Source organism: Arthrobacter sp. CAL618 (assembly GCF_000468215.1).
In the GTDB taxonomy this organism is placed as follows: Bacteria; Actinomycetota; Actinomycetes; order Actinomycetales; family Micrococcaceae; genus Arthrobacter_D.
Genome location: NZ_ASZW01000125.1, coordinates 1 through 3346, shown reverse-complemented (window position 1 = coordinate 3346; position 3346 = coordinate 1). Strand labels below are relative to the sequence as shown.

General features: G+C 65.0%; 3 protein-coding genes. 2 read left to right on the top strand and 1 reads right to left on the bottom strand.

Features of this window, described 5'->3' with window-relative positions; all coding sequences use genetic code 11:
- Window positions 1-765, top strand: a 765-nt coding sequence (locus K728_RS0107725) for a hypothetical protein (RefSeq protein ID WP_237742110.1), incomplete at its 5' end; no start/stop codon positions are given.
- Between the two features lie 66 nt (window positions 766-831).
- Window positions 832-3012 carry a S9 family peptidase gene (locus K728_RS0107720; protein ID WP_019481850.1) on the top strand — a complete coding sequence of 727 codons (2181 nt, stop codon included), beginning with the start codon at window positions 832-834 and terminating at the stop codon, window positions 3010-3012.
- Here K728_RS0107720 and K728_RS0107715 read toward each other — a convergent pair.
- Window positions 2949-3346 (bottom strand): LacI family DNA-binding transcriptional regulator (locus K728_RS0107715; RefSeq protein WP_019481851.1); only part of this gene is annotated, 398 nt, incomplete at its 5' end. The two genes, K728_RS0107720 and K728_RS0107715, sit on opposite strands and share 64 nt — an antisense overlap.

Genomic DNA, 3346 nt, shown 5'->3' with positions numbered 1-3346 from the left:
CGCCGAGTGGCAGGCCTTCACCACCCGGACACTGACCCATCTGAACGGAGACACCCCGTGACCGACACCAAAAAAGACCAGCAGTGGCTGACGGATTTTGTCCTCGAGCTCTCGCACCGCGGAGTCGGCGGACGGGACATCGGCGACGCCAAGGCATCAGTCGAATCCCACCTCGCCGACAGCGGGGAATCAGCTGAGGAGGCGTTTGGGAGCCCAGTTGACTACGCCCAGGCTCTGGAGTTCGCCGACACTCCGGACGAGAGCCTTCCACCGGTGCTGCTGCCGGCTCTGCTCGGAATCTTCGGTCTGATGCATTACCTGCCTGCCATCGCCGCAGTCGCACAGGGACAGCCGGTGAGGTTCACCGGCACCGAATTCGCACTGTTCCTCGTCCTCGGGGTATCCATGGTGCTGATCGTGAAGAACATCTTTCGGTTGGTGAAGCAGTGGTGGTGGCTTCTGGCGATCTGGATGGCTGTCGTTGGTCTTGGTATCCTCGCCTCGCTCCTCCCTCTGCTGCTTGACCTTCCCGAGCTGGAAGCCAACGCGGGCGCAGTAGCAACAATCACTGGAGTCCTTCTAGTGGGTGCCGGATTCTGGACCCGAGCGGCGATCAACAACAGCGAGGGGGTCATCACGCCACCCAATGCGGCGTCGACCGACGACAAAGACGGTGCGGTAGAGCGCGTGATGGTCGCTTTGGCTCCGTGGCTGATGGCCATCGGAGCAGCGATATTCACAGTCGGGGCTTTCCTGGCCGCGTAGCTCAGCTATTCCAGCGCCCGGACCAGCTGAAACCTGCACGCCTGACTCTCTGGCAGGATGGTTTCCATGACTGCAGAGACGCACTTCCCCGCCCCTCCCGTTGCCAAAAAGGTGCCGACGGAACGCACCCACCACTCGGATACCTTCGTGGACGAATACGAGTGGCTGCGGGAAAAGGAAAGCCCCGAGGTCCTCGCCCACCTCACGGCCGAGAACAGGTACACCGACGCCGTGACCGCTGGCCAGGAACAGCTCCGGCAGGACATCTTCACCGAGATCAAGAACCGGACGCAGGAAACCGATCTGTCCGTGCCGTCCCGCAAGAAGGGCTGGTGGTATTATGCCCGCACTGAGGAGGGCAAGCAGTACGCCATCAACTGCCGGGTCGCCGCCACTGACACTGGTGATCTCGCCAGCGACTGGACGCCACCGGAGATTGTCCCCGGCAAGCCGATTGAGGGCGAACAGGTGATGCTGGACGGAAACGCGGAGGCCGAAGGGAAGCCCTTCTTCTCCCTTGGCGGGCTGGCGGTTACCGAGGACGGGAACCTCCTGGCCTATTGCGAAGACAACGCGGGCGACGAGCGTTTCACCCTGCGGATCAAGGATCTGCGTACCGGTGATCTGCTTCCCGACGTGGTGCCGAACATCTTCTACGGGCTGGCCTTCTCCCCCGACGGCACCCAGGTGTTTTACACGGTGGTCGACGATTCCTGGCGCCCCTACCAGGTCAGGTCCCATACGCTCGGCACCCCGGTGGAGCAGGACACGGTGGTCTATCAGGAGGACGACGTCGCCATGTGGACCGGCTTCGACCTGTCAGCCGACCGGACCCAACTGCTCATCGGCATCGGTTGCTCCGAGTACAGCGAGTACCGTGTGCTGGACCTGACCAACCAGTCAGCCGGCCTGCTCACCCTGATTCCGCGCAGTGAAAAGGTCCTCTACGAGGCCGATCCGGTAACGGTCGACGGCGAGCGCCACTATGTGCTCACGCACAACCGGAATGCCCGGAACTCAATGGTCAGCCTGGCCGCGGAGTCCGAGTTCGCCAAGCCACTCTCCGACCAGCGGTGGAACACGGTGGTGGCGCACGACGACGCCGTCCGGGTGGGCGGCGTCGCCGTCACCTCCACCCACCTGATCGTCTCGGTCCGCAAGGACACTATCGAACGTGTCCAGGTACTCCCGCTCGCCGGGCTCGGCGCGGCCGACCAGCCCGCCCCCGAGGAGCCAAGGTTCGATGAAGAGCTCTTCACCTGCCACCTGGCCGACGCCGAGTTCGATTCGCCGATCATCAGGCTCTCCTACACCTCCTTCTTCACTCCCCCACGTGTCTACGACTATGTCCTCGACACCGGAAGCCTGCTGCTGCGCAAGGAGACCGAGGTGCGTGGCGGCTACCGCCCGGAGGATTACACGGCGGAGCGGCAGTGGGCCACAGCGGCTGATGGCACGCTGATCCCCCTGTCCGTCCTGCGCCGGGCCGACCTCGCCGACGACGGCGCCAACCCCGCACTGGTCTACGCCTACGGCAGCTACGAAATCAGCATGGACCCGGGCTTTTCGATCGCCCGGCTGTCGCTGCTGGACCGCGGGTTCGTCTTCGTGGTGGCGCATATCCGGGGCGGCGGAGAAATGGGCCGCACCTGGTACGAGGGCGGCAAGAAGCTCAACAAAAAGAACACCTTCACCGACTTTGTCGATGCGACCCGGCATGTGGCGGCGTCGCCCTTTGTCGATCCCAGCAGGATCGCCGCAATGGGCGGGTCCGCTGGCGGGCTGCTGATGGGCGCGATCACCAATCTGGCACCCGACCTGTACAGGGCGGTGGTGGCACAGGTGCCGTTCGTCGACGCACTGACCACCATCCTCGACCCCGAGCTGCCGCTCTCGGCACTGGAGTGGGAGGAATGGGGCAACCCGATCACCGACCCCGCGGTGTATCAGTACATGAAGGAGTACACCCCCTACGAGAACATCAAGGCGACCCGGTACCCGCGGATCGCGGCGGTGACGAGCTTCAACGACACCCGGGTGCTCTATGTGGAGCCCGCCAAATGGGTGGCCAAGCTCCGCGAGACCACCACGGGCAGCGAGCCGATTGTGCTGAAGACCGAGATGGACGGTGGCCACGGCGGTGCGAGCGGACGGTATGAGCGGTGGAAGGATGTCGCCTGGGACTACGCCTTCGTGGCGGCGGCCCTTGGTGCCGAGGAGCTCCGGACCACCAGTTCCGCCGGGTAGACCACCGGGTCGGGGTGAGTGCCGGGAGCCTCAATCTCCTCGAGCAGCATGGCGCCGGCCTTGGTTGCCATCTCCACCATCGGCTGGGTGATGGTACTCAGGGCCGGCGACGCCAGGGCGGCAATGCTGTGGTTGTCATACCCCACCACGGCGACGTCGTCGGGTACCCGTAGCCCGCGGGACCGCAGGACCTCCAGCACACCGACGGCCATCAGGTCGGACGCGGCGAAGATCGCGTCGGTGCCGGGGGCAGCGTCGAGCAGCCGCCGGGTCGCCTCGGCCGCGCCCACGGTGGTGAAGTCGGCGAACTCGACGGGGCTTGGCGCCGCCCCGG